The sequence below is a fragment of the Brucella sp. LJL56 genome (genome assembly GCF_054871705.1).
The window spans coordinates 787,943-813,305 of sequence record NZ_JBTXLQ010000001.1 but is presented as its reverse complement, the minus strand read 5'-3'; the positions used below and the strand labels follow the sequence as shown (position 1 = coordinate 813,305).

Sequence of the window (25,363 nt, the reverse complement as noted above, 5' to 3'; positions counted from 1 at the left end):
TTATTCGGGAACCATTCGCCATTGCGGATGTTTGCCTTAACATGCCCAGCAAGGAACAGGACCCGGCAACCGACCAGATCGGTATGCCGGTCATCGACTTTCAAAAACACGCCCTTTTCTTCGATGTGGACGGAACCCTGCTCGATATTGCCGCCAATCCTGACGGCGTTATCGTTCCTTCCGATCTGCAGGAATCGCTTTCGGTGCTTTCCGAGCGGCTGTCCGGTGCAATGGCGCTGGTCACCGGAAGGGCAATTGCGTTTATCGAGGAGCGCTTTCCCGATTATCATGGCCCGATAGCTGCGCTGCATGGGGCCGAATTCCGGCATGCTTCCGGGCTGGTCGAATTGATTGAGCCGGACGAGCATTTTCTGATCGCCAAGGATTTTTTGCGACAGGCGGCACTGCGCGTCAGCGGCTTTCTCGCCGAGGACAAGGGGAGTGCAGTCGCGCTGCATTATCGCGCCGCGCCTGAAAAGGCCGATCTGGCGCATGATCTCGTCGGCAAGGCCATGAAGCTGGCCGGACCGGGCTGGATCGTGCAGTCTGGCAAGATGGTGTTTGAATTGCGCCCGGCGATTAGCGACAAGGGCGTGGCCCTACGCCGCCTCATGGGAGAAAAGCCGTTTCCGGGCAGGATACCGGTCGCATTCGGCGATGATTTGACAGATTTATCCATGCTCGACGCGGCGAACGATCTTGGCGGTACCGCCGTCGTGGTCGGTCGCGCAATCGATCGTCCGGGCGCTGCGAGGTTCGCAAATCCTGATGAGCTTCGCCTCTGGCTATTCCACCTTTCTGGTGTGTCGGACAAGCAAAACAATGAAAGGACTTGATGTATGGGACGGCTGATCGTGGTCTCCAATCGTGTTCCCTTGCCCGACGAACAGGGCAAGGCACCTGCAGGCGGGCTGGCGGTTGCGCTGCATGCCGCGCTCAGTGAACGCGGTGGCATATGGCTCGGTTGGTCCGGCAAGACGCTCCCCAATCGTCAGGCGCAGGAGCTGACGATCCGCGATGCAGGGCCTATTCGCTATGCGCTGCTCGATCTCCACAAGAAGGATATCGACGAATATTATGCAGGCTTCGCCAACCGAATGCTCTGGCCGCTCTGTCACTATCGCCTTGATCTGATCGATTATACCCGCAAGGACATGGCCGGATATTTCCGGGTCAATCGTCTGTTTGCGAGCCATCTCCTGCCAATGATCGAGCCGGATGATGTGATCTGGATCCACGACTATCATCTCATCCCGCTGGCGGCGGAACTACGCAATCTTGGCGTTACCAACCGGATTGGCTTCTTCCTGCATATTCCCTGGCCGCCCGCCGATATTCTGTTCACGCTGCCCGTGCATGAAACCATCATGCGCGGCCTGGCTTCATATGATGTCATTGGTTTTCAGACCGAGAATGACGTCGACAATTTCATCGGTTGCCTGCGACGTGAGAAAATTGGCAAGCCGCTGGATGACGATGGGCTGTTCGAGGCGTTCGGGCATCAGTTTCGGGCCGAGCGTTTCGGCATCGGTATCGAAACCGCCGCATTCGCCGAGATTGCCGTTAAAGCGCAACGCCATTCGACGGTAAAGCGCATGCGCGAGAGCATGTTGGATCGCGATCTTATCATCGGCGTGGACAGGCTCGATTATTCCAAGGGCATCACCAATCGTATGGAAGCCTTTGAGCATTTCCTGAAGGTCGATCCCGGCAATCGCGGCAAGGTCACCTTTCTGCAGGTCACCCCGAAATCTCGCTCCGAAGTACCGGAATACAAGGACATGCAACGCGCCGTGGCGGAACTTGCCGGGCGGGTGAATGGAGCGAACGCCACGGTCGACTGGACGCCGATACGTTATATCAATCGTTCGCTCAACCGCGAGGTGCTGGCAGGGCTCTATCGGCTCGCCAATGTCGGATTGGTCACGCCGTTGCGTGACGGCATGAATCTTGTCGCCAAGGAGTATGTTGCCGCACAGGACCCTCAGAATCCCGGAGCGCTGGTGCTATCCCGTTTTGCAGGCGCGGCGCAGGAACTCAATGGAGCACTTCTGGTCAATCCCTATGACACCGAGGCGATGGCCTATGCCATGGCCCGCGCGCTTGTCATGCCGCTTGAGGAGCGCAAGGAGCGCTTTGAAAGCATGATGACTTTTTTGACCGAGCACGATGTAAACCGTTGGTGCGATGATTTTCTGAAACGTCTCTCACCAGGCTGACCGATGGTTCACAGATTGACCACGCCGCACTTGGCCGCTTCTTTCGAAACGTGAGCGGTATAGTCGAAGTTGACCATGCCTGATGATAGCAACGGCGCGTCAGCTTCGCGAGCATCCCTTGGCGACATGCCAAAGCGAATTTTGAATGCCTTGGTAAATTGTGTACCGTCGTGAAAGCCACAGCGATAGGCGATTTCCTTGAACGATACGTGTCGACCGCGTTCATCGACGAGAATGCGATAGGCACGATCCAGCCGTTTGTCGCGAATAATTCTGGCTATGCCACCATCCGTATCGAACGTCCGATAAAGACGTGAACGGGAGAGGCGGAGATTCTTGACGATAAGATGTGGTCCAAGCAGTGGGTTGGACAGATTTTCGTCGATATAGGCGAGGATGCGCTTGCGTATGGGTAGATTGACCGGAAGGCTCTCGATCGCACCGCCTTCTGTGCCGTTGATGCTGGCACCGAGTAATATAAGCATTGCGTCCTGCGCCGATTGCGCCTCGGTCTTGTCCAGGTCCCCGCTCAACGACTGGAGACTGCTGAGATAACTGAAAAGCAGACGTGTCATGGCAGCATCCGCAGGCATGACAAGGCCGTGCAGGTTGCGCCAGCCTACAATCTTTTCCAGCTCATCGCGTGGAATCACCACTGTGATGCGTGAACCGCCGGATGCTTGGCTCTCCACCGTCTGGGTCAGATCGATGATAACGATATTGCCCTGTTTCGCCACGACATCGACGCCGTTGAAATCGCCGCGTAGATCGCCGCCGGTGATAAGTTGCAGGACATAGTGGTTTAGCCCGCCCTGAGCTATGAGCTTGGGTGCGCGCGTGTAGTTCTGTGAATTGAACGAGGTTGCGCCAATCTGCATGGATACCAGCGAACGCGCAACAATCGTTCCGGAGAATTGATAATTCTTGTTCTCGTCCGCGATTTCATACATGGGTTTGAGAACAGCTCGCCAGAACTCATTGCGGAGCTGGTCCTCTATCATGTCCGTCGAAATTGAAGTCTCGTTGATCATCATGAACCGTTTAGCCAAAGTCATGGTCATTGATACGGAAGGGAATTATAAATGAAAAATCAATAATATGTTAGTTGGTAGTGATTAAATTGAATTTTGTTACCAATAAATTGCAATCAAGATATTATTATATTAAAATATTATTGGTGATATAATCTAAAATTTAGGGTCAATTATTTATTTAATTTATGCGAAATAAGGAATAATCAGGTTTCTATTTACGAAGGTTGAGTATGGCTGACGGATTGAGCGCACATCAAACTTCCGGAGCCTCGCGCAGGTTTGAACACTCGGCCCGGAGCCTGCTGTTGAACGCCTCGGTAAATCCTCTATCTGTGGGATTGTGAGCCTGAAAAATACTGGCGATCTTGTCGGCTCGCATAGGGTGGGGTTGTGCAAGACGAACCCGTTGTTATCGCGGGTTTGACCGCTGTCACCCTATGGTGATGCTGTTTGAAAAGAGTTCCGATATGAGATTGTTTTATGCTGTTTTGGCACTTGCCGTGCTCAGCTCTACGCATGTTGCCGCTGCGGCTGGGCTGAACGGCAATCTCGGGACGGAATGTCGGCGCATCCCCATTCAGGGAACAGGTGCTTCGGATACTGTGACAAGGCCGTCCTGGGCTATGCCTCTATGGAATTCACCGTCAGTTCCCGCCAGTCAACGGTCACCACGTGCCATAGTCTATCCGCAGGCAGTGCCATCGCCGCAGCTTTACCGCTATGACTGTACGCCGACGCCCGCAGAACCGAATGCAGTTCCACGGGCCGATTACAGCGGTCAATAAGGGCTGTCGACCTTGCCCATTTCAACATAGACAGTCTTGATCTGGCTGTAATGGGTGAGAGCGGCAATGCCGTTCTCGCGTCCGATGCCGGATTGCTTGTAGCCGCCGAATGGCACTTCCACAGGCGTCAGATTATAGGCATTGATCCAGCATGTCCCGGCCTTGATCTGGCCGATGACGCGATGGCCGCGTGCGATGTCCGCAGTGAATACGCCCGCCGCCAGACCGAATTCGGTATCGTTGGCGCGTGCGATCACTTCGTCCTCGTCGGAGAATTCCAGAACGCTCATCACCGGCCCGAAGATTTCCTCGCGAGCGATGGTCATGTCGTCGGTCACATCCGTGAAGATGGTCGGCTCGATGAAATAGCCTTTGTCAAAGCCTTGCAGTTTCGGCACACCGCCGCCGCAGGCGAGTGTGGCGCCTTCTGCCTTGCCCTTTTCGATATAGGACAGAACCTTGTCACGCTGGGCACCGTTGACAAGCGGACCCATCTGGGTTGCTTCATCAAGCGGATCGCCGATGCGGATTTTGCGCGTGCGTTCCACAAGGCGTTCGACAAAGCGCTCGCGCACCTTTTTATGAACAAAGACGCGGGTGCCGTTCGAGCAGACCTGCCCGGTCGAATAGAAGTTGCCGAGCATTGCGCCGCCTATAGCGCTCTCAAGATCAGCGTCATCGAACACGATGGTCGGGGACTTGCCGCCAAGTTCCATGGTGACATGCTTCAGATGTTCGCCCGCCTGCGCCATGATGCGCTTGCCGGTCGGCACAGAGCCGGTGAGGGACACCTTGGCTGTCAGGCGATGGTTGACCAGTGCGGCACCCACATCGCCGAAACCCTGCACGACATTGAAAAGACCATCGGGGAGGCCCGCTTCCTTATAGGCTTCCGCCAATGCGAGCGCTGAAAGCGGCGTGTTTTCGGATGGCTTGAAGATGAAAGCATTACCCATGGCGAGCGCAGGCGCGGATTTCCACGCGGCGATCTGGATCGGATAATTCCATGCGCCTATGCCGACGCAAATGCCGAGCGCCTCGCGGCGCGTATAGGCGAACGAGCCGCCAAGCTCCACAAACTCGCCGTTGAAGCCGGAAATGATGCCGCCGAAGAACTCCAGCGCATCGGCTGCCGAGGCCGCATCCGCCACCAAAGTTTCCTGAAGCGCCTTGCCGGTATCGAGGGTTTCGAGCTTCGACAGCTTCTTGTTCTTCTCGCGCAGAATTTCCGCCGTGCGGCGCAGGATGCGCCCGCGTTCAACGGGTTTCAGTGCTGCCCATTCGCCTTGCGCTTTCAGCGCTGCCGCGTAAGCCGCTTCGATCACATCCGGCGTCGCCGAATAGAGCTTGGCAATTTCTTCGCCGGTTGCCGGATAGATGACCGGCAAAGGCTTGCCCGCCTTGTCTTCCACGAATGCGCCGCCAATGAAGTGCGAAGCTTTGGGTTGTGCTTTCATTGTTGTTTCCTTGTGTAAGGCAGTAGGGCAGTATGGCAATAAGGCAGTATGTTTTTAAGCGCAGGGAACACGAGCCAACATATTGCCCTACTGACTTATTGCCCTATTCCCCTCGACCGCATCAGCGGTCCGCCTCTCTCCACCGCGGATTGATCCACGGCTCCTGATTGGAGCGCGCGAGCGGCGTGCGACCGAGAATATGATCGGAGGCCTTTTCGCCGACCATGATCGACGGGCCATTGAGATTGCCGTTGGTAATGCGCGGGAAGATGGATGAATCCGCAACGCGCAAACCTTCGACACCGATCACCCGACATTCAGCATCGACCACTGCCATCGGATCGTCAACCGCACCCATCTTGCAAGTGCCGCATGGATGGAAGGCGCTTTCGACATGCTCGCGGATGAAATTGTCGATTTCATCGTCGCTCTGAACATGCGCGCCGGGCTGGATTTCCGCGCCGCGATAGGCGTCGAATGCGGCCTGTCCGAAGATTTCACGGGTCAGCCGTACACAGTGGCGGAAGTCGGCCCAGTCGTCCTCATGCGACATATAATTGAACTTGATGACAGGCTTTTCGCGCGGATTGGCCGAACGGAGCGTTACACTGCCGCGAGACTTCGACCGCATCGGCCCGACATGGGCCTGAAAGCCGTGCGATTCTGCTGCTGCCTTGCCATCATAACGGATGGCGACTGGCAGGAAGTGATACTGGATATCCGGATATTCCACGCCAGCCTTCGAGCGTACGAAAGCAGCGGACTCGAAATGATTGGTTGCACCGTCGCCCGTCTTGAAGAACAGCCATTCTGCGCCGATTTTCGCTTTCGAGAACAGGTTCAGCTTGGAATAGAGCGTGATCGGCTGTGTGCATTCCTGCTGGATATAGACTTCCAGATGGTCCTGCAGGTTCTGGCCGACGCCGGGACGGTTGGCCACCACTTCGATGCCGTGTTCCTTAAGCTGCGCCGCCGGGCCTATGCCGGAGAGCATCAGCAGTTTTGGCGAATTGATCGACGAAGCGGCAATGATGACCTCGCGCCGTGCACGGATGGTCGAGAAGCTGCGGCCCGCCTCAATCTCAACACCAACCGCGCGCTTGCCCTCAAGCACGATCTTGCGCGCCAACCCCTTCACCAGCTTGACATTCGGGCGCTTGAGAGCCGGCTTCAGATAGGCATTGGCGGCAGACCAGCGACGACCATTATGGATCGTCTGCTCCATCGGGCCGAAGCCTTCCTGCTTCTCGCCATTATAATCCTCGGTCACTTCAAAGCCCGCTTCATGGCCAGCCTCGACAAAGGCATGGAACAGCGGATTGTCGCGCTTGCCGCGCTGGATGTAGAGCGGGCCGCTGGTGCCGCGCCAGCCTTCCTGGCCACCGCTCGAATTTTCCATCCGCTTGAAATAGGGCAGCACATCGGCGTAGGCCCAGCCGCGCGCGCCGCTTTCCGACCAGTGGTCGTAGTCGCGGGCATGGCCGCGTACATAGACCATGCCGTTGATCGAAGACGAGCCGCCCAGCACCTTGCCGCGCGGCGTCACAAGGCTGCGCCCGCCAATATGCGGTTCCGGTTCGGTCGAGAAGCCCCAGTCATAGGTCTCCATATTCATGGGGAAGGAGAGGGCGGCGGGCATCTGGATCAACGGGCCAACGTCTGGAACGCCATATTCTATGACGATCACCGAATAACGACCGTCTTCCGACAGGCGATAGGCCATGGCCGATCCGGCGGAGCCGGAGCCGATAATGACGAAATCCGCTTCCATACTCATTTCTCCCCCGAAAGTTGCTCGCAAAGTTGAATGCCGATGTAATCCTCAACCAGCGCTATGGCCGAAGCTGCATCCGGCGCATCGGCACCGAGCGCGTGACGGATGTAGAGACCGTCGATCATTGCACCGGCACCTTCGGCGATACGAGCGGCCCGTTCGCGCGTGGTCAGGTGTTCGAGCGCAAAAACGAGGTTCGAATGCAGGCGGCGTGCGTAGATGCGCAGTAGCCGACGCGTGTCTTCCGACTGCTGCGCATGCACATAGAAGGTGAGCCAGGCTGCAATGGTTTCCTGCGCGAACTGCGATGCGGAAAAATTGACTGCAATGATGGCTGCGATGCGCTCCCGCGGCGTCTCAGCCCGTTTAATTGCCGCATTCAGATCGTTGCCCAACTCACGCAGCAGATGGCGCATGGTGGCGAGGATGAGCTTGTCCTTGCCGCCGAAATAATGATGCGCGAGCGCAGGCGAAACGCCTGCCTCATGCGCGATTTGCGCGACAGTCACGTCCAGCGAACCGCGCTGGCCGATGGTGCGAATGGCAGCGTCGATAAGCTCGCGCCGCCGTAAGGGCTCCATCCCGATCTTAGGCATCGTCCTGGTCCATTCTCAGACTAGTTTTGATCCAGTTTATCGTTGATTGACTCATCAATCAATAAAAACCAGATATGAAAAACATGCGTTTAACCATTGCGTGGGCTGACGGAGGAAGTGACGGACAGGCTTGCCGGGGAGCTGTCGACTGCTTACATTCATCTGATGAGCAGAGCTTTCACCAAAGAACGGGATGATGCGCCAACCGATCTCGGCGAGCGCCCGGTCAGTCCGCATCGCAATCTCGTCACGCCGAACGGCTTGAAGATGATCGAGGATGAACTCGCCCGACTGCAGCGCGAACTGGCGGACGCTAATATCGCGGGTGAACGTTCGGTGATTGCGCGCGTTTCGCGCGATCTGCGCTACTGGACGGCGCGGCGCGAAAATGCCGAGCTTTCGGTTCCCGATTCCGACAGCGATGTCGTGCGTTTCGGCATGACGGTGGAACTGGAAAATCTGGACGACGGCAAGGTCCGTCGCTGGATGATCGTTGGCGAGGACGAAGCTGATCCGTCAAACGGCAAGATTTCCCACGTTGCGCCGGTTGCAATCCTGCTATTCGGCAAGCCGCTTGGCGATGTCGTGAAGATCAACAATGTAGACTGGGAAATCGTGTCGCTTAGAGCATAATCCGACCGGAGTGAAACGAGGATCGACAAGATTATGCTTTGGAAAGAAAAGCTTAGAGCGCCGATCTGATCCAATCAGATCGAAACGCGCTCTAAGGTTGTTTAATCTTCTTCTATCGCGACCGTATGATCACGGAAAAACGCCGCAGCACCCAATTCATCGATTTCGCCCGAAGCAATGCCCATCGTGAAGCTGTAAAGTAATCCGTCATCTGCGGTCAGCGCATAACCGTTGACGAGCAGAAACGTAACAGCGGTAACGATAGCAGTGCGCTTGTTACCATCCACAAAAGCATGGTTGCGGCCTATTCCGAAGATATAGGCGGCTGCGATATCCGCATGATCCGGCTCGCCATAAACCTGCTTGTTCTGAGCACGAGCCAAGGCAGACTCAAGGGCATTCTCATCTCGAAGCCCCTGAGCGCCGCCATGGCGTTGCAATTGTTCGACGTGGATTGCCTCAACAACACGTCGTGAAAGGAAACGCCAGTTCATTCGGCGAGCTTCTGCAAGGCGACCTTGTACTTGTCCATCACTTTCCGGGCCGCTTCCATCTGCTGCTCGAAAGTATCGTCGATAGGCTCCAGTGTTACGCCATTTTGCGTTTCAATAATCTGGAGCTTGTCTCCAGTCTGCAGGTTAAGCCGTTCCAGCACTTCCTTGGGCAGGATCACACCGTCGGAATTGCCGATCTTGCGCAGGGTCACGTTCATGGCTTTTCTCCTATGTTATAACACATGATATAACATGGTGCGCCTGTGTTGTCACTACAAGCTACAGCCAACCCTTGCGACGGAAATAATAGAGCGGCAGCAAGGCGGAAGCGACCATCAGGCCAAGTGCCATCGGATAGCCCCATGGCGAGTGCAGTTCAGGCATGAAGGAGAAATTCATGCCGTAGATGGAAGCCACCAGCGTTGGCGGCATGAAACCAACCGCCGCCACAGAGAAAATCTTGATGATGGCGTTCTGCTCGACTGAAATCAGCCCGACAATCGTATCGAGCAGAAACGTGACCTTGTTGGACAGAAAGTCTACATAGGCGGTCAGCGATTGTGTGTCGCGCTCCAGCGATTTGATCCAGCTACGCGTCTCTTTCTTGCCGGATGCCGGATTATTGGTGGCCGACAGATAGACCAGCATGCGGCTGACGCCTGCCAGACTTTCCCGCATTCGTGAGAGAAACGTTCCCTGTCCGCCGATCTGGGTCAGTATGTGCCGGAAGTCCTGTGTCGTCATCGGGCGTGCTTTGGGCTGACGGCGATAGATGGAATGCGAGGCCGCATCAATCTTGCCCGCCACACCTTCCAGAATATCGGCGAGCCGGTTCGTCGTGGCTTCGGTGATGCCGAGCATGATCGAAAGGCCCGAGCATTTGGGTGATATCAAACCGTTCCCCGGCTTGGTCGAGCGCAGAATATAGGTGCTGAATGACTTCGGATTGGCGTAGCGCACAGTTATCAGTCGCGAACCGTGCAGGATGAAGGTGACCGGCGCCAGTTCGCGATGGTCGAGATCGACCGCATGCAGGATCGGGACCGTGAGATATTGCGCGCCGGTTTCCATATAGAAGCGGCTCGATTCCTCAATCTCCGTCATGTCCTCGCGCGTCGGGATCGAAATGCCCGTCCACGCCTCGACGATGCTGTCCTCATTGACGCCGGGTGCAAACAGGTCGATCCAGATTACATTCTCAGGCAGCGGACTGCCCGGCTCGACTTCGACTTGTTCGAGATGGTCTCCGGAGAGGCTGTAAAGTGTAATCATACTGGCACCTGAAGTCTGGCTCGAAATCTCGAACGGCTGGATTATGGGGCACTGTGCGCGAAAATTGTTAACGGAATGCGGCGGTGGTTTCCAGTGTAGCGATAGGAATTTCAAATCCACCACACCAGCCCGCAATCAGGTTTCTTCATAAGGGTTGACAGCTTCATTACACAGGTCTAATTCATCAAGTCATCAGATGACTTTGGTGAATAGATGAAGACGATATCTCGCAAGAGCCTAACGGATGCCGCCACGCAATCCTTGCGGACGGAAATCACATCCGGGCGCTGGGCGATTGGCGATCAATTGCCCAATGAAGCCGGGCTTTCGGCAAAACTCGGTGTCAGCCGCGGCACGGTACGCGAAGCCGTGCGGGCGCTGGTGGCGCAGGGAATGCTGGAAACCAGGCAGGGTTCCGGCACCTATGTTCGTTCGGCTGCCGACACGGTGCGCAGCCTTGATCGTATCCGTCATACCAGCCTGCGCGACCGCTTTGAGACCAGGGCTGTTCTGGAAACAGAAGCCGCACGTCTGGCTGCCCAGCGCATCACGCCCAGAATGATTGCGCATCTGGAGAAGATGCTGGTGCAGCGCGGCAATCGCGACGAACTCGACCGTGCAACTTTCGTTGCCCGTGACTTTGCCTTTCATGAAGCCATCGTCGCTGCCTCGGGCAACAGCGCGCTGATTGAGGTCTATGCCTTTTTCTCAGCCTCCATTCGTGAATCCATAGAAGCCACGCTCGACGGCGAACTGCCCGAACCGAACCATGAAGCGCACCGCCAGATCGTCGAAGCCATCGCCTCGGGCGATCCCGACAAGGCCGGAGCGACGGTTCGCCGTTTCATGGCGCCCCTGATTGAAGAACTTGAAAGGTTGCTGGCATCATGAGCCACACGAACACAGCTCCGTCGATTAAGGCAGATAATGAGGTGGTATCGCAGCCGGAAGCGTTGGTCGATGCAGAGGCTGACAGCGTTCCGCCGCCACCGGTCCAACAGCCGCCAAGCAAGGCGCTGCGCATTTTGTTGGGGCTGAGCCTCGTGCTGATCGCGGCCAATCTGCGACCGGTGTTCTCCAGCGTTTCCGTGTTGTTGCCGGAAATCATCGACGCCACCGGTATGTCATCCGTTGCAGCCGGTGTTCTGACTACCTTGCCTGTGCTCTGCCTTGGCATTTTTGCACCATTCGCGCCGCGTCTGGCACAGCGTTTTGGTGCGGAGCGCGTTCTGCTGTTCGTGCTGGTAGTTCTGACTATCGGGACGGCAATCCGCGGCTTTGGTACGTTCTATTCCCTTTACATAGGCGCGGCGCTGGCCGGTGCGGCCATTGCGACGGGCAATGTGTTGCTTCCGGGGGTCGTCAAGCGTGACTTCCCGAAAACTGCAGCCATCATGACTGGTCTTTATACGATGGCGCTGTGCGGCGGTGCTGCATCTGCTGCCGGTTTCACCATACCGATCAAGGGAATGCTCGGTGGTTCGTGGAACCTTGCCCTGGCTTTCTGGGCGGTTCCGGCGGCAATCGTTCTGCTGTTGTGGCTGCCGCAGGCCATGCGCGCGAAACACAATGTCGCGCATTCGGGTTTCAAGGTAATCGGCCTGTGGAAGGACAAGCTGGCCTGGCAGGTGACGCTGTTCATGGGCCTGCAATCTTCCACGGCCTATATCGTCTTCGGATGGCTGGCGCCGATCCTGCGCGAGCAGGGCCTGAGCCCGGCAGCAGCAGGCGGTCTGGTTTCCTTTTCGATACTGGCACAGGTCATCACCTGTCTCGCAGTGCCTTCCATCGCCACCCGCCAGAAGAACCAGAGTCTGCTCAATGTCATTCTGTGTGCCTGTGCGGCCTTGCCGCTGATCGGGTTTCTTTACCTGCCGCTTTGGACCTATTGGGGGCTGGCGATCATTCAGGGTATCGGGCAGGGCGGGCTCATTGCCGCTGCCATGATGGTGATCGTGCTGCGCGCACCGGATTCGCACACGGCAGCGCATCTGTCCGGCATGGCGCAGTGCGTCGGCTACACGCTTGCTGCAATCGGCCCGCTCATCGTCGGGATGATCCACAGTGCAACGGGCAGCTTTACCGCCTGTGGCCTTTTCTTCGCCGTGCTGGGGCTGGGGGCTGCCATTGCCGGATGGGGAGCAGGGCGCGCGCAGCATGTGGGCGTGCAGGTAATCAGGGAATAGCAGTAACAAAAAACCCCGGCAAAACCGGGGTTTTTCTTTATTCCTGCACGAAAGGCGTCAGGCCTTTTCGTACAGCTCTTCGACGAATTCCCAATTGATGAGGTTGTCGACGAAGGCTTCGAGGTACTTCGGACGCAGATTGCGATAATCGACATAGTAGGAGTGTTCCCACACGTCGACGCCGAGGATCGGCGTTGCGCCATGAACCAGCGGGTTTTCGCCGTTCGGGGTCTTGGAAATTTCGAGCTTGCCGTTCTTGACCGACAGCCAGGCCCAGCCAGAACCGAACTGGCCGACACCGGCAGCGATGAAATCTTCACGGAACTTGTCGTAGCCGCCAAGATCGGACTCGATTGCCTTTTCAAGCTTGCCCGGCAGCTTCTTGCCGCCGCCGTCCTTCTTCATCCACTTCCAGAACAGGATGTGGTTGTAGTGCTGGCCGGCATTGTTGAAGAGGCCCTGGTTCTTGCCGTAGCTTTCCTTGACGATCTCTTCCAGGCTCTTGCCTTCGAGGCCGGAGCCTTCGAGCAGCTTGTTGCCATTGGTGACATAGGCCTGATGGTGCTTGTCGTGATGAAGTTCAAGCGTCTCACGCGACATGAAAGGCGCAAGGGCGTCATAGTCATACGGCAGGGCGGGCAGTTCGAAAGCCATTGGAAACTCTCCTCTTTTCTTTCAGCTTACATGGCAGCTTACATGGGCAGCTTGCAGCGGGCCAAGCGGATGCTGCCTCAAAACTTGCGTGCGGAATCTACATAGGCCGCAATAGCGCGGGCGGCAATGGCACCAGCGGGCAATTCAGCTTCAAGACAATGAATTATTATTGAAATCACAGTAACATGACCCAAATCTGGTTTTATGCTTCGCGATGGGTGGCGGGCCCTCACAGGAGGAAATGGTGTCCTACAATTCTTATGTCTTCGACGCTTATGGCACATTGTTCGATGTCCATTCGGCGGTGCGACGACATGCAGATAAAGCCGGGCCGGACGAACGGGCATTTTCCGAACTGTGGCGGGCAAAGCAGCTTGAATATTCCTGGGTGTTGAGCTTGATGGGCGCCTATAGCGATTTCTGGAAACTCACCGAGGATTCCCTTAATTTCGCATTTGCACGCTATCCTTCCGTTGATCCGGCACTGCGCAATGACTTGCTCGATGCCTATTGGAAGCTTGATTGCTATCCGGAAGTGCCAGCCGCTCTCAAAAGCCTGAAGGAGAAGGGCGCACGGCTTGCAATTCTCTCCAACGGATCGCCCGCAATGCTGGAATCCGCAGTGCGTTCGGCAGCGCTCGACGTCCTGCTGGATGATGTGATTTCGGTCGATGAAGTCAGGAAATACAAGACCGCCCCGGCTGTTTATGAGCTTATAACCCTGCAATGGCGGCTTTACCCGTCGGCAATCTCGTTCCAGTCCTCGAATCGCTGGGATGTGGCAGGTGCGGTACGGTTCGGCATGCGTGGGGTCTGGATCAATCGGTCCAACCAGCCTGACGAGTACAAGCAGTTTGCTCCGGCGCTCATTTTGCCGAGCCTTCAACTGCTCGACTAAGTGCTCACTAAAATTTGAACTGTTCGATTATATTGGAAGCAGGCTCTAGCACCCAAAATTGTGTCGCGGCTGCAACACGAGCCTTACTGGTGGGCTTTCGCCATGTTTAAGCCGCATTGCGAACGGGCGTATGCCACATTTTTCGGGCGTTTTCCGTGCAACCAATCACCGGAAACAGCCATTTTCGGCCGTTTCGATGGCTCGCCGCGTATCTGCCACAATTGGCCGGGTCGCAATTCGTTAACCCTGAATGTGTATCAGTAACCCCTCCCGTCACTAAACTGGTTTTCATATGCAAACGACCCTTACCCGCCGTTCCTTCCTGACGGCTATGACAGCAACAGCGGCCGCCGGTCTGGCCGGTTGCGCTCAGTTGGGGCAGAATGTTCCAATCATTGATGTGGATCAGTCGGGCAACCCGATCAACCGCACCCCGCAGGCCAATGTCGACTCTTCTTATGGCGGCTGGGCGCAGATGTACGCCGCCGTCGAAGATGGTGGCTTCCAGCTTCCGGCAATTCCGATCCAGAAGATGGACAAGCGCTATCTGCGTCAGGTTGTGCAGGACCCGACCGGCGAACTGCCTGGTACGCTGGTCATCGATACGGCCAACCGCTTCTGCTATCTCGTCCTCGAAAACGGACAGGCGATGCGCTACGGCGTCGGCATCGGCCGCGAAGGCTTCGCATGGTCAGGCCGTGCTGTGATCCAATACAAGCGCCAGTGGCCGCGCTGGACCCCGCCGGATGAAATGGTCGCCCGCCAGCCGGAACTGGTGCAGTACAGCGCCAAGAACGGCGGCATGGCTCCGGGCCTGAAGAACCCGCTCGGCGCCCGCGCACTCTATATTTTCCAGGACGGCAAGGACACGCTGTATCGCCTGCACGGCAACCCGGAATGGTGGTCGATCGGCAAGGCGGTATCTTCGGGCTGCGTGCGCTTCCTGAACCAGGATATCATCGATCTCTATGATCGCGTACCGGCGAAATCGCCGATCCTCGTTATGTAATAACGAGCGCTGAAACGGCAGATTGCAAAAACCCGGACAGTTCCTGTCCGGGTTTTTTATGGCGACTTTGAGTATCACATGATTAGCACGCTACTGTTTTAGCTTGCTGCTGTTGGGGAAATGGACTACCGGGGTTGATCTTCATCCGGCATCTGTTCATCATGTCAATAGCGTCTGTTTTTCGACCGGTTCTCGTTCCACCCGCCATTATCGAGCCTGTCAAGTTCATCGCGAACTCCAGATTTCATAATTGTCTGACGGATACGGCGGCAGAACTGCTCGCCATTACTGCCAGATTGCCCCGCGAAGTCCGTTATATGTCGGACATGCAGAAATGGCTGTTGAGCCATGCGACGCTGGCACTCCACTTCGAGCATCTGACCAATGCGAACCGCCCGCCCATCTCTCCGAGCAGCCTGCTGAAGTTCCTGCATGGTACGCCTGTTGCCAGCAGGAATACGACGGTTGCGTTCCTTCAGGAGACCCTGCACTACAAGCTTGTAGAGCCAATTCCGGCGCAGGACCGCAGGCGTCGCCTGTTTCGGGCGCGCCCGGAAACCGAAGAATTGATCCGGCTCTGGCTGACAACTCATCTTGTCCCGCTCGACGGGATGGACGGCGGCAATCGCGTCGAACTGATGCGGGCCTATCCGGACTTGCTATGCTACGCGCAGCCGCTGATGACACGTGAACTGCTGCACCGCAGCGACTGGTGCCGTCCGGTTGCCAGTATCGCCAATTTCACCCATGCGGAATCCGGTGACAATGTTCTGCACGATATTGCGTCCCGCGCGCCATGGGTGATTTCCGGTGATAAAATCTGGATCGGCAAGGTGACGTCCAACAGCATCTCGGCACGCTACCGGATGTCGCAAAGCAACACAGCTCGAATGCTGGCCAGGGCACGCGACAGCGGCCTGATGGGATGGGAGCGGCCCGGAAATCGCGGCTACTGCTGGATTTCAGCGATACTCGTGCAGGATTATCGCTACTGGCAAGCCCTCAAATTCTCAGCAATTACAAAAGCGATGCACCACGCGGCGCTGCATTGGAACAATAATTCCAGGGAATGACCCGCAGAGCCACAGGGCAATCCGGGCGGCAGATATTTTGGGTCTGCCGCCGCTTCCGATTATTCTTCGATGGTGTAGGTGCTCAATTCGCATAGGTTCTGCGTATCGGTGGTCGTATCGAGATCGTCGCTATCCTGGAACTCGAAGCGCATGTCGTAGTTGCAGACCCGACGGCCATCGGCGATCGTAATCTTGATGGTTTCGCCGGGATCGAGCACTTGATCGCCGAAAACATCGCCTTCCCAGTCGTTAACCCCAACCGGCGACGTGTAGAAATGGGTCAGTGTGGAATTGGTGCCGTTCTTCAGATTGAAAATCAGGTCATCGGCTTTCGAAGCAGATGCAAACGCAAACAGCACAGCCGAAGCTATGCCAATAATATTTAGTAATTTCATGATGTTACCCCCAAAAGCCCGATATTGGGCGGATGGAACTTAAGCAGAAAGCGATACATCGTAAACCCGGATAAGCGTTCGCTGATAACCCTTTATTGGGTGGATTACGGGCGTCTGGTAAATGCTTGCCGCCGCCACGAAAATCAGTCACTTTCCGCGCGGACAATCATCGGAGCAGAGGGAGGGAAATCATGTCAGAGGAAAAAGCCGCCAAGGAAGTCGTGAAGGGGCCTGCATCCTATTTCCCGTCCATCGAGAAAAAATACGGACAGCCTGTCCAGCATTGGCTTTCGCTGATCGAGCAGCGAAAGGGCGACAAGCATATGGAAATCGTCAATTGGCTGAAGTCGGAGTTCGAGATGGGGCACGGCCACGCCAATGCCCTGGTCGCCTACGCCTTCGCCAAACCGGCGAAGGCGTGATGCTGGCATTTTCTAACGCTTGAAGCCGCCGAGAATGCCGCGCACCAGTGCGCGGCCCAGCGAATTGCCGACCGAGCGGACGACGGACTTCATCGCGGCTTCCGCAACCGTCTGGCGGCCTGAGCGACGGCCAGTACCAAGTGCGGTGCCGACGAGATCGCCAAGAATGCCACCGCCGCCTTCTTCCTCTTCCTTTGTCTTTTGCTGGGTTGCCGCCGCATTCTGTGCCTTGCGGGCCAGCATTTCGAAAGCGGAATCGCGATCCATAACCTGATCGTACTGCCCGGCAACCGGGCTTGAGGCCATGATCTTGGCGCGTTCTTCCGGCGTCAGCGGGCCGATGCGCGATGAAGGCGGACGCATGAGCGTGCGCTGCACGATGGAAGGCACGCCTTTTGCCTGAAGCGTGGAAACCAGTGCTTCACCGGTGGCGAGATTGGTGATCGCCTGGAACGTGTTGAAATCCGGGTTCGGACGGAACGTATCGGCTGCGGTCTTCACGGCATTGGTTTCGCGCGGCGTATAGGCTCGAAGCGCGTGCTGCACGCGATTGCCAAGCTGCGCCAGAACGGTTTCCGGCACGTCGAGCGGGTTCTGCGTCACGAAATAAACGCCGACGCCCTTGGAGCGGATCAGGCGCACGACCTGTTCGACACGGTCGACAAGTGCCTTCGGCGCTTCATCGAAGAGAAGATGGGCTTCGTCGAAGAAGAAGACGAGCCTCGGCTTGTCGGGATCACCGACTTCCGGCAGCTCTTCGAACAGCTCCGACATCAGCCAGAGCAGGAAGGTGGAATAGAGCCGCGGGCTCATCATCAGCTTGTCAGCGGCGAGCACGCTCACCACGCCGCGCCCGTCGGTCGTGGTGCGCATCAGGTCGGATATTTTGAGCGCGGGTTCTCCGAAAAACTTCGAGCCGCCTTGCTGTTCGAGGACTAGAAGCGAACGCTGGATCGCGCCAACCGAAGCCTTGTTCACATTGCCATACTTGCCCGAAAGCTCTGCCGAGCGCTCCGCCATTTCGGCGAGGATGGCCTGCAAATCCTTCAGGTCCACAAGCAACAGGCCTTCTTCATCGGCCAGACGGAACGCGATGTTCAGCACACCTTCCTGCGCGTCGGTCAGGCTCATCAGGCGCGACAGGAGCAACGGTCCCATTTCGGAAATGGTGGCGCGGACAGGATGTCCCTGTTCCCCGAAAATATCCCAGAAGATCACAGGCGCGGCGCGCATTTCGTACGGGTCGAGCTTCACTTCCGCCGCGCGCTTGAGCAGGCCGTCATTTTGAACGCCGATCGCGCCGATGCCGGAAAGGTCGCCCTTGATGTCGGCGCAGAAAACCGGAACGCCGGCCGCCGAAAAGCTTTCGGCCAGAACCTGCAGCGTGACGGTTTTACCGGTGCCGGTCGCGCCGGTGACGAGGCCGTGCCGGTTGCCGTATTTCAGCGCTAGATATTCCGGCTGCTGGTAGGAGTCGTCAGGCTTGCGGCTCGCGCCAAGAAAAATAGCGTCTTCGGCAGTCATCAGGCAGCTTGCTCCCTCTGTTCAACTATTACTTACGATATAAACATCGCTTATCGTCACGACAAGCAAAAGCCTTGGGGGAAGCCTTAAGGAAAAACCTTGGACGCGGTGGCTGACGAAGCCTGCAACGCAACTTCAACGCGCAGGATAGCCGTTCGGGTGGGCTGGAATTGCTTTCAGATAGGCGGCAATGGCATTGCGGTCCGCCTCGGTGAGATGGGCCATGTTCGCAACCACGTCGGTCATCGATCCGCCGAGCGAATCGAAATCCGGGGTAAAGCCGCTCTGCAGCGCGTAGGAAATGTCTTTCTCGCTCCACCCACCAATGCCCGCTTCATCCGGCGTAATGTTCGGTACAACGCCTCTTTTTCCATCGCTGCCGGTCTCCGGAGACAATGCTCCGGCAAGCCATTGGCCGGTGTTCAGGCCGCCTATGATATTTCGTGGCGTATGGCATTCACCGCAATGGCCAAGTGCTTCGGTCAGATATTGGCCGCGTTTAACCTGATCGGAGGCATTTGCGATTTCCACCGCAGGCCGATCGGTCAGATAAAGCTGCTTCCAGAGGCCGAGCCCGCGCCGGATATTGAAAGGGAAGGAGAGCTTATGCGGCGCCGCGACATTGTCGGAGGGCGGCAGCGTTTTCATAAAGGCGAAGAGATCGGCCACGTCCTGCTGCTGCATTCTTGTATAGGATGTGTAGGGGAAGGACGGATAAAGATGTTCATCCTGCTTTCCGACGCCTTTCAGCATCGCATTGGCAAAATCCTGGATGGTCCAGGTGCCGATTCCCTGCTCGGAGGGGGAGATATTGGGCGCGATGAAAGTTCCGAAATCTGAAACCAGCTCGTGCCCGCCTGCCAGAACCTTGCGCGCGTCACCGGAGGCACCGGGCGCAGCATGGCAGGAAGCACAGCCGCCCGCCCAGAAAACCTGTTCGCCCTTGACAGGGTCGCCGGGCTTCATCGCATCTAGAACAGTCGCGTCCACCTTCTGCGGCGTGGTCAGAATCCAGAAAGCCGCGGCTCCAAGGACGACCACAGCGCCTGCGACATATGCCAGTTTTCGGACCATTCCATCCGTTCCCGTCTGGCGGTTCCGGCAATTGCGGACCGCTCTTATGGCTGTCATTCAGCAGGGCAGTTGCACATGCGCGAAGGCATTGGAGCCGCTCCAGCACACCGAATGTTTCCGTCCGGTGTGCTGTGTGTCAACAGTGAAGATCAGTTCTTCTTGACGCGATAGGCCTGATGACAGGAACCGCAATTGGCGGCAACCTGCTGGAAGGCTGGCTTCAGCGCATCGAGATCCTGCGGTTTGGCTGCCAATGCCGCAGCGGCGTCCGTCTGGAATTTCTCGACATGCTTGACGAAGTCGTCCTTGTTTTCCCAGATTTTCGGCGAAGCTTCGGTATCGCCCTGATCCGAACCTGCCGGGAACAACGCATCCACATCCAGCTTCTTGGCATCTGCATCGATCTTTTCCAGCGCAGCAAGCGCCGTGGCAGCGTCAAACGGTTTCTCGCCCTTGATCATAGGAGCAATCGACCCGACCGAACGTCCAAGGTCCTTCATGATTGCCTCACGATCGGCGATGACGTCGGCCTGTGCGACACCGGCAATCAATACCGCTGCAGAGCTGACAGTCAGGAAAAACAAACGCATGCGATCCTCCGCATTTAAAAATTGAACAGACTTCGTCCCTTGGTTCAAATATCCGATACAATCCAGGACATTGCAATCATCGCGTCGGCTAAATCCCCAATGCGGCAAGTATCATCCTGAATTTATAGCGGTTATTACATTGATTTCACGTTATCGTGAAAAATATGACTGAAATACTATTGTTTTATACTGGACCGGGTTAAATGATGAAAGGCAAAAACAAAAAGGCCCCGGAAACCGGGGCCTTTTCCAGCATGCAAACTTCGATCAGACGAACTGGCCGAGGCCCGGAATTGCGCCGATGACGGCGTCAACCGGTTCGTCGCCGGCCTTTTCCTTGGCGAAGCGGATGGTTTCCTTGGCAACACCGGAAATTTCACCCATGCCGAGGCCCGCACCCATGAGCTGGGAGCCGAGACCCATCACACCACCCATAAGGCCGGACAGGAAGCCGCCGCCCTTGACCTGGGCAATGGCTTCTTCAGCGCCAGGAAATGCCGCCAGAAGCTTCTGAACTTCTGCTGCCGGACCTTCCTTCTGCAGGAAGGCGAGGATCATGCCGACTGCCTTTTCTGCCGTTGCCGCATCGATACCGACTTTGGAGGTGATGCGTGCGATCAGTTCTTCCATGGAGACTCTCCCAAAAATCTTACGTTTACGTAATATGCACTCTCGCCTTCGCTTTGCAAGCCGCCATGAGCGAAAATATGAGGGTCAATATTCATTAGTTGGTGAATATGACGATTTGATCGGCAGTCCCGATCGCCGTTACGCCGTTCGAATTTCCTGCAGTTCAAGTTCCTCGATCATGACCTGCCGCATGACGAATTTCTGGATCTTGCCGGTCACAGTCATGGGAAACTGATCCACGAAGCGGATATGGGCCGGAACCTTGTAATGTGCGATCCGCTGCCGACAATACTCAGTCAGTTCTTCCTCGGTCAGCTCGCCATCCTTATGCAGCTTCACCCATGCGCAGATGATTTCGCCGAACTTACGGTCGGGAATCCCGAATATCTGGACATCGCTGATCGCGGGATGGGCGAAGAGGAACTCTTCAATCTCGCGCGGATAGATGTTCTCGCCGCCGCGAATGATGAGATCCTTGATGCGCCCGACAATGTTGCAATAGCCTTCCTCGTCTATGGTCGCGAGGTCTCCCGTGTGCATCCAGCCCGCATCGTCTATGGCGCCAGCAGAACTTTCGGCATCGTTCCAGTAACCGCGCATGACGCTATAGCCGCGTGTCAGCAATTCGCCCTTTTCACCGCGCGGAACCACGTTGCCATCCGCATCGACGATCTTCACCTCCAGATGCGGGTGAATGCGCCCGACCGTGGAGACGCGCCGCTCCAGCGGGTCGGTCGTCGAACTCTGGAAACTGACCGGGCTTGTCTCGGTCATGCCATAGGCGATGGTGATTTCGCTCTGGTGCATCTCGCTCACCACACGTCGCATCACTTCGATGGGGCAGGGCGATCCGGCCATGATACCGGTGCGCAGGCTTGAGAGGTTGAAACGGCTGAACTCGGGGTGATCGAGCATCGCAATGAACATTGTCGGCACGCCATGCAGGCCGGTGCATTGCTCTTCCTCGACAGTCTGGAGCGTGAGAAGGGGATCGAAACTGTCGTTGGGGATCACCATGCAGGAGCCGTGGGTGACGCAGGCAAGATTGCCGAGCACCATGCCGAAGCAATGATAGAACGGCACCGGAATACAGAGCCGGTCCTGTTCGGAAAGCTGCATCGCCTCGCCGACGAAAAACCCGTTATTGAGGATATTGTGGTGGGAGAGCGTCGCGCCCTTCGGACTGCCGGTCGTGCCGCTGGTGAACTGAATATTGATGGGGTCGTCAAATTGCAGCTCTTCGGCAAGCTGCGCCAGTTCTTCGCGCGTGACTTCATCCCCGGACTGGGCGACATCGCCGAAATTCAGCATGCCGGGTGTCTGTTCCGCACCGAGCCGGATCACGCAGCGCAAATTGGGAAGCCTCTCCGACATCAGATGACCGGGGCGGGCTCCGTCCAGTTCGGGCACGATGCTGCGCAGGATATCGATATAATTGCTGGTCTTCAGCGACGGCGCGAGGATGAGCGCCGCGCATTCGACTTTTGCCAGCACATATTCCAGTTCATGCGCCCGATAGGCCGGGTTGATGTTGACGAGGATCAGACCCGCCTTTGCGCTTGCAAACTGGGTGAGTATCCATTCGAGATTGTTCGGCGACCATATGCCGAGACGTTCGCCGGGGCGCAGCCCGATGGCGAGAAAGCCTTCGGCAAGCTCGTCGGTCAGTTGTTTGAGTTCGCAATAGTTCAGCCGGATATTCTGGTGACGGACGATAACCGCAGGACGGTCGGGATATTTATCCGCGATCTGATCGAGATGCCGACCGATCGTATTGCCGATGAGAAGCTTGTCGCTCGCACCATGAACATAGCTGGCCTGCTGCATTTCCGATCCTCCCAAACCGAAGATGACGCCCGAGGGCGATGCATCAAGTGATGGGAGGATGCCATTCGCAGCGCTTCGTGAAAACCGCAGTTTTTACAATTCGGATTCAGCGCTTGGTGCAACGCACGAGAGTAGCGGCCCCGGCATTGGTGTATTTGCTTTGCATCGTATAGAGCCAGCCCTTGCATTCCGACATGCTGCTGAAGCACCGAACACGGTCGATAGCGACCAGTCCGTCGCCGCCGGTAATGAAGGGCGAGTCGTCAACGCCGCTGAACTGGCCGACGATGATGCCGCTGCCTCTTCTCGGCACATTGCAGCGCTGGCCCGCATATTCGCTGACGTCCTTGCGCACCTGCGCCTCAGCCGACATCGGCAGCGCGACAAGGCCGGAAACCGCAAGCGATGCGGAAGTGAGAACAACAGCAATGACCTGACGCAACATCGAACTCTCCTTAAAAGAATAGCTATTGGACAATACTATGAGATTATAAGCGAAATAGCGCGCTTTCTCCAATGGAGAAGCATCGCATCTTAAAATCTGGATGCGATGCTTAATGTCGAGGATCAGAGCGTGCCGCCCGCCTTGCCCGTCACCTTGAGCGCGAAGGCATAAGTGTAGGCGACTTCTTCGAGCCGCGAGAAGCGACCCGATGCTCCGGCATGGCCCGCATCCATATTGATACGGAACAGGACAGGATGGTCGTCGGTCTTGAGTTCACGCAGTCTGGCGACCCACTTCGCAGGCTCCCAGTACGTGACGCGCGGATCGGTAAGACCTGCCACGGCCAATATGGCCGGATAGGACTGACGACTGACATTGTCGTAGGGGGAATAGCCCGCGATGATCCGGTAATCCGCTTCCGATGTGATCGGATTGCCCCATTCCGGCCATTCCGGCGGGGTCAGCGGAAGGGTGTCGTCCAGCATCGTGTTCAGCACATCGACGAACGGTACTTCGGCGATGATGCCGCCGAATGCGTCGGGTGCCATATTGGCAATCGCGCCCATCAGCATGCCGCCTGCGGAACCGCCATGCGCAACGATGCGGTCATGACTGGTGAAGCCTTCGGCAACGAGATGCTTTGCGGCAGCGATGAAGTCGGTGAAGGTATTCACCTTCTTGTCGCGCTTGCCGTTTTCATACCAGGCGAAACCCTTGTCCTTGCCACCGCGGATATGGGCGATGGCGTAGACAAAGCCGCGATCCACGAGCGACAGCCGCGACGTGCTGAAGCTTGCCGGAATGGTGATGCCATAGGAGCCATAGCCATAGAGCAGGCAAGGTGCGGAGCCGTCGAGCTTCGTATCCTTGTGATAGAGCAGGGATACCGGCACCAGTTCGCCATCCGCTGCCTTGGCGAAGACGCGGCGCGTGACATAATCCTGCGCATCATGGCCGGAAGGAACTTCCTGCGTCTTCAAAAGCTTCCGCTCGCGCGTCCGCATATTGTAGTCGAAGAGCTGTTCCGGCGTCGTCATGGACGAATAGGAGAAGCGGATCACATCCGTATCATATTCGGCGCTGCCATGAAGGCCGAGCGAATAGGCTTCCTCGTCAAAGGCGATGGCATGTTCCTCGCCGGTTTCCCGATCACGGATCACGATGCGCGGCAGGCCGTTGTCGCGCTCCATCCAGACAAGATGATGCTTGTAGGCGGAGTGCGACAGGATCAGGCGTCCCGGCTTTTCCGCCACGACCTCGACCCAGTTTTCCTTCTGCGGCGCTGATGCCGGTGCCTGACAGATATTGAAATCCTTGGCGCCATCCGCATTGGTCAGGATGTAGAACACGTCGCCGCCCGGCGCGATGTCATATTCCGTGCCGGTCTTGCGCTCCATGACGAGTTGCGGCTTTGCTGCCGGATCGTTGGCGGGAAGGAGCCAGCATTCCGACGTTTCGTGATCGTGGATGTCGATGAAGATATAGTCGTCCAGCGCCGAACCGCCGACACCGAGGAAAAAGCCGGGGTCTTTTTCTTCATAGATCAGCCGGTCGTCCGTCTGGTCCGTACCGACCTTATGATAGAAAACCTTGGACGGTCGATGGTTCTCGTCGAGCCGCGTATAGAAAAAGCCTTCGCTTTTCGCATCCCACGCGCCGCCGCCATTGGTATCGGTGACAATGTCCTTAAGATCTTTCATGGAAGACAGATCGCGGACTTTCAGCTTGTAGAATTCCGATCCCTTGTCGTCATATCCCCAGATCAAAAGCTTGTGATCCGGCGCATGATCGGCTGATGCAAGGCGGAAATAGGCCTTGTCCTTGCCTTCGACATCGCCGTCAAGAAGGATGGTTTCCGCGCCACCATCGCGTGGCGTGCGAATGAAATAGGGCTGCTCGCCACCGGTGCGATAGGACACGCCATAGGCGAATGGACCATCCTTGGCGGGAACGGACGAGTCGTCTTCCTTGATGCGTGCGCGCATTTCGGCAAACAGCGTTTTCTGCAGTGCTTCCGTGTCGTTCATCAATGCTGCCTGATAAGCATTCTCTGCTTCCAGATGCGAACGAATTTCGGGGGCCAGAACCGACGGGTCCTTGAATACTTCCTGCCAATTGTCTGCGCGCAACCAAGCATAATCGTCGGTGCGTGTGATCCCGTGGCGGGTGTCATTGACTGGATGTTTGGCTGCATGCGGCGGTTGAAGTTGGAAGGAGCTTTGAGACATCCACAATTCCGATGAAAACTGTTTCGATTTGCTGCAAGGCCGGTAAGCCGTGCCTTCAGGCGGGTGATACTGGTGTTTATATAGTTGGCGGAAAAGGCGAAAGCGAGTTGAATCCGTTGAAATATATTTGAGCAATGCCTTTTT

Annotated in this window: 26 protein-coding genes and 1 pseudogene; 11 read left to right on the top strand and 16 right to left on the bottom strand. The window is 56.7% G+C overall.

The window, feature by feature from the left end; all coding sequences use genetic code 11:
* The first annotated feature begins 41 nt into the window (after window positions 1–41).
* Both otsB and otsA read left to right on the top strand, forming a co-directional pair.
* A complete protein-coding gene (gene otsB, locus ACYSN1_RS04025; RefSeq protein ID WP_461724497.1) occupies window positions 42–836 on the top strand; it encodes a trehalose-phosphatase in 795 nt (264 codons plus the stop codon).
* A 3-nt stretch (window positions 837–839) separates the two neighbouring features.
* Window positions 840–2,219, top strand: a complete 1,380-nt coding sequence (otsA, locus tag ACYSN1_RS04020; protein ID WP_461724496.1) for an alpha,alpha-trehalose-phosphate synthase (UDP-forming) — start codon at window positions 840–842, stop codon at window positions 2,217–2,219.
* An 8-nt stretch (window positions 2,220–2,227) separates the two neighbouring features.
* On the opposite strand, the gene ACYSN1_RS04015 is transcribed toward otsA, so the two are convergent.
* Window positions 2,228–3,250 (bottom strand): helix-turn-helix domain-containing protein, encoded by a 1,023-nt coding sequence (locus ACYSN1_RS04015; protein WP_461725272.1) that lies wholly within the window; start codon window positions 3,248–3,250, stop codon window positions 2,228–2,230.
* Window positions 3,251–3,720: 470 nt separating this feature from the next.
* On the opposite strand from ACYSN1_RS04015, the gene ACYSN1_RS04010 reads away from it, so the two are divergent.
* Window positions 3,721–4,038, top strand: a complete 318-nt coding sequence (locus ACYSN1_RS04010; protein ID WP_461724495.1) for a hypothetical protein — start codon at window positions 3,721–3,723, stop codon at window positions 4,036–4,038.
* On the opposite strand, the gene betB is transcribed toward ACYSN1_RS04010, so the two are convergent.
* The 3 genes from betB to betI form a co-directional block, all read right to left on the bottom strand.
* Entirely contained in the window at window positions 4,032–5,495 is a 1,464-nt protein-coding gene (gene betB / locus ACYSN1_RS04005) for a betaine-aldehyde dehydrogenase (RefSeq protein WP_461724494.1), read from the bottom strand. The two genes, ACYSN1_RS04010 and betB, sit on opposite strands and share 7 nt — an antisense overlap.
* Before the next feature lie 121 nt (window positions 5,496–5,616).
* Window positions 5,617–7,266, bottom strand: a complete 1,650-nt coding sequence (gene betA / locus ACYSN1_RS04000) for a choline dehydrogenase (RefSeq protein ID WP_461725271.1) — start codon at window positions 7,264–7,266, stop codon at window positions 5,617–5,619.
* 2 nt (window positions 7,267–7,268) lie between these two features.
* The gene (gene betI, locus ACYSN1_RS03995; protein ID WP_461724493.1) at window positions 7,269–7,865 is read right to left on the bottom strand and encodes a transcriptional regulator BetI; all 597 of its coding nucleotides are present in this window, start codon (window positions 7,863–7,865) and stop codon (window positions 7,269–7,271) included.
* 165 nt (window positions 7,866–8,030) lie between these two features.
* On the opposite strand from betI, the gene ACYSN1_RS03990 reads away from it, so the two are divergent.
* On the top strand, window positions 8,031–8,498 hold the full coding sequence (locus tag ACYSN1_RS03990) for a GreA/GreB family elongation factor (RefSeq protein WP_461725270.1): 468 nt from the start codon (window positions 8,031–8,033) through the stop codon (window positions 8,496–8,498).
* A gap of 10 nt (window positions 8,499–8,508) precedes the next feature.
* Window positions 8,509–8,596, top strand: a pseudogene (locus tag ACYSN1_RS03985) (invasion associated locus B family protein); the annotation flags it as partial.
* A 3-nt stretch (window positions 8,597–8,599) separates the two neighbouring features.
* Here the strand turns inward: ACYSN1_RS03985 and ACYSN1_RS03980 are convergent.
* From ACYSN1_RS03980 to ACYSN1_RS03970, 3 genes are all read right to left on the bottom strand, one after another.
* On the bottom strand, window positions 8,600–8,992 hold the full coding sequence (locus ACYSN1_RS03980; protein ID WP_461724492.1) for a type II toxin-antitoxin system death-on-curing family toxin: 393 nt from the start codon (window positions 8,990–8,992) through the stop codon (window positions 8,600–8,602).
* Entirely contained in the window at window positions 8,989–9,210 is a 222-nt protein-coding gene (locus ACYSN1_RS03975; protein WP_109987897.1) for an AbrB/MazE/SpoVT family DNA-binding domain-containing protein, read from the bottom strand. The genes ACYSN1_RS03980 and ACYSN1_RS03975 overlap by 4 nt, the downstream gene beginning before the upstream one ends.
* A 61-nt stretch (window positions 9,211–9,271) precedes the next feature.
* Window positions 9,272–10,264, bottom strand: a complete 993-nt coding sequence (locus ACYSN1_RS03970) for a magnesium transporter CorA family protein (RefSeq protein WP_461724491.1) — start codon at window positions 10,262–10,264, stop codon at window positions 9,272–9,274.
* 213 nt (window positions 10,265–10,477) lie between these two features.
* Here ACYSN1_RS03970 and ACYSN1_RS03965 point away from each other — a divergent pair, with 213 nt between their 5' ends.
* Both ACYSN1_RS03965 and ACYSN1_RS03960 read left to right on the top strand, forming a co-directional pair.
* Window positions 10,478–11,155: a FadR/GntR family transcriptional regulator gene (locus ACYSN1_RS03965; protein WP_461724490.1), complete on the top strand. Its 678-nt coding sequence runs from the start codon at window positions 10,478–10,480 to the stop codon at window positions 11,153–11,155.
* Complete coding sequence (locus ACYSN1_RS03960) at window positions 11,152–12,450, top strand: CynX/NimT family MFS transporter (protein WP_461724489.1); 1,299 nt, start codon at window positions 11,152–11,154, stop codon at window positions 12,448–12,450. Before ACYSN1_RS03965 ends, ACYSN1_RS03960 begins: the two co-directional genes overlap by 4 nt.
* A 57-nt stretch (window positions 12,451–12,507) precedes the next feature.
* Here the strand turns inward: ACYSN1_RS03960 and ACYSN1_RS03955 are convergent, their stop codons facing one another.
* Window positions 12,508–13,104 (bottom strand): superoxide dismutase, encoded by a 597-nt coding sequence (locus tag ACYSN1_RS03955; RefSeq protein WP_461724488.1) that lies wholly within the window; start codon window positions 13,102–13,104, stop codon window positions 12,508–12,510.
* Between the two features lie 244 nt (window positions 13,105–13,348).
* Between ACYSN1_RS03955 and ACYSN1_RS03950 the strand changes: the two genes are divergently transcribed.
* The 3 genes from ACYSN1_RS03950 to ACYSN1_RS03940 all read left to right on the top strand — a co-directional run bounded on the left by ACYSN1_RS03950 (window position 13,349) and on the right by ACYSN1_RS03940 (window position 16,084).
* Window positions 13,349–14,002, top strand: coding sequence for a haloacid dehalogenase type II (locus ACYSN1_RS03950; RefSeq protein WP_461724487.1), 654 nt, complete (start codon window positions 13,349–13,351; stop codon window positions 14,000–14,002).
* A gap of 292 nt (window positions 14,003–14,294) precedes the next feature.
* Entirely contained in the window at window positions 14,295–15,011 is a 717-nt protein-coding gene (locus ACYSN1_RS03945; RefSeq protein ID WP_461724486.1) for a L,D-transpeptidase, read from the top strand.
* Between the two features lie 161 nt (window positions 15,012–15,172).
* Window positions 15,173–16,084, top strand: a complete 912-nt coding sequence (locus ACYSN1_RS03940) for a hypothetical protein (protein WP_461724485.1) — start codon at window positions 15,173–15,175, stop codon at window positions 16,082–16,084.
* A 59-nt stretch (window positions 16,085–16,143) separates the two neighbouring features.
* On the opposite strand, the gene ACYSN1_RS03935 is transcribed toward ACYSN1_RS03940, so the two are convergent.
* Window positions 16,144–16,479, bottom strand: coding sequence for a hypothetical protein (locus ACYSN1_RS03935; RefSeq protein ID WP_461724484.1), 336 nt, complete (start codon window positions 16,477–16,479; stop codon window positions 16,144–16,146).
* 191 nt (window positions 16,480–16,670) lie between these two features.
* On the opposite strand from ACYSN1_RS03935, the gene ACYSN1_RS03930 reads away from it, so the two are divergent.
* Window positions 16,671–16,901, top strand: coding sequence for a DUF4287 domain-containing protein (locus tag ACYSN1_RS03930; protein ID WP_461724483.1), 231 nt, complete (start codon window positions 16,671–16,673; stop codon window positions 16,899–16,901).
* Window positions 16,902–16,913: 12 nt separating this feature from the next.
* On the opposite strand, the gene ACYSN1_RS03925 is transcribed toward ACYSN1_RS03930, so the two are convergent.
* The 7 genes from ACYSN1_RS03925 to ACYSN1_RS03895 form a co-directional block, all read right to left on the bottom strand.
* Window positions 16,914–18,425, bottom strand: a complete 1,512-nt coding sequence (locus ACYSN1_RS03925; RefSeq protein ID WP_461724482.1) for a helicase HerA-like C-terminal domain-containing protein — start codon at window positions 18,423–18,425, stop codon at window positions 16,914–16,916.
* A 135-nt stretch (window positions 18,426–18,560) separates the two neighbouring features.
* The gene (locus ACYSN1_RS03920) at window positions 18,561–19,499 is read right to left on the bottom strand and encodes a c-type cytochrome (protein WP_461724481.1); all 939 of its coding nucleotides are present in this window, start codon (window positions 19,497–19,499) and stop codon (window positions 18,561–18,563) included.
* Between the two features lie 149 nt (window positions 19,500–19,648).
* Window positions 19,649–20,089: a c-type cytochrome gene (locus ACYSN1_RS03915; RefSeq protein ID WP_461724480.1), complete on the bottom strand. Its 441-nt coding sequence runs from the start codon at window positions 20,087–20,089 to the stop codon at window positions 19,649–19,651.
* A 267-nt stretch (window positions 20,090–20,356) separates the two neighbouring features.
* On the bottom strand, window positions 20,357–20,719 hold the full coding sequence (locus tag ACYSN1_RS03910) for a DUF2267 domain-containing protein (RefSeq protein ID WP_010661572.1): 363 nt from the start codon (window positions 20,717–20,719) through the stop codon (window positions 20,357–20,359).
* A gap of 138 nt (window positions 20,720–20,857) precedes the next feature.
* Complete coding sequence (locus ACYSN1_RS03905) at window positions 20,858–22,546, bottom strand: AMP-binding protein (protein ID WP_461724479.1); 1,689 nt, start codon at window positions 22,544–22,546, stop codon at window positions 20,858–20,860.
* 106 nt (window positions 22,547–22,652) lie between these two features.
* The gene (locus ACYSN1_RS03900) at window positions 22,653–22,991 is read right to left on the bottom strand and encodes a hypothetical protein (RefSeq protein WP_461724478.1); all 339 of its coding nucleotides are present in this window, start codon (window positions 22,989–22,991) and stop codon (window positions 22,653–22,655) included.
* A gap of 122 nt (window positions 22,992–23,113) precedes the next feature.
* Window positions 23,114–25,219 carry a S9 family peptidase gene (locus ACYSN1_RS03895; protein WP_461724477.1) on the bottom strand — a complete coding sequence of 702 codons (2,106 nt, stop codon included), beginning with the start codon at window positions 25,217–25,219 and terminating at the stop codon, window positions 23,114–23,116.
* Window positions 25,220–25,363: the final 144 nt, after the last annotated feature.